The organism is Collinsella aerofaciens (assembly GCF_019131995.1).
Taxonomy (GTDB): Bacteria; Actinomycetota; Coriobacteriia; order Coriobacteriales; family Coriobacteriaceae; genus Collinsella; species Collinsella aerofaciens_S.
This window is the reverse complement of record NZ_JAHONA010000068.1, coordinates 1-891: the sequence shown is the minus strand read 5'-3', so window position 1 is coordinate 891 and position 891 is coordinate 1. Positions and strand designations below refer to the sequence as shown.

The 891-nt window shown below is 73.8% G+C and carries 1 protein-coding gene; it reads left to right on the top strand.

What is annotated here, in order from left to right:
• Positions 1-891, top strand: an 891-nt coding sequence (locus KSY82_RS10195) for an IS110 family RNA-guided transposase (RefSeq protein ID WP_217752384.1), incomplete at both ends; no start/stop codon positions are given.

Genomic DNA, 891 nt, shown 5'->3' with positions numbered 1-891 from the left:
GCCTCGACTGCGCCGTGGCCGCCGTCTCCAAGATGCAGAGGCCGGCGGCGGACGCCCGGCGTAAGAACGACCGGCGCGACGCCGAGTTCATCGCCCGCATGCTCGCCACCCACAACATCGTCGAGGTCCCGCTGCCCGACATGGCGGTCGAGGCCGCCCGGGACCTCGACCGCGCCCTCGACGACGCGACCCGCGAGCTCCGCCGCTCGAGGCAGCGCCTCAACATGTTCCTGATCAGGCTGGGCCACGTCTGGGACGAGCGCAACGCCGACGGGGCGAGGAAGAAGGCCTGGACGAGGGCCCACTGGAGGTGGGTCTCGGAGATCAGGCTCGAGGGGCCGCAGCGCGACGCGCTGGAGTACTACGTCACGGCCGCCCGCTGCGCGGAGTCGGACAGGCGGCAGCTCGAGAGGAGGGTCGTCGCGCTGGCGGGCACCGACCGCTGGCGGGCGACGGTGGAGGCGCTGTCCTGCATCAAGGGGGTCGACACCCTGACGGCCTTCAGGCTCGCGGCGGAGGCCGGGTCCTTCAGCAGGTTCCGCTCGGCGCCGGCCTTCGCGAGCTGGTGCGGGCTGGTCCCGTCGGAGCGCTCGAGCGGCGAGTCCGAGCGGCGCGGCGGGATAACCAAGGCCGGCAACGCGCTCGCGCGCACGGCGCTCATAGAGTCCGCATGGCACTACTCCACGTGCTCCCCGAGGCCCAAGGCCCCAGCCCCCGGCACCGACGTGCCCCCGGCGATACGCTCTAGGGCGGACGACTGCACCGCCAGGCTCCACCGCCGCCGCGAGGCGCTGGCCGCGGCGGGCAAGAGCGCGTGCAAGGCCAACGCCGCCGTGGCGCGCGAGCTCGCCTGCTGGGTCTGGGAGATCGGGTGCAGGTCCGAGGGGACCG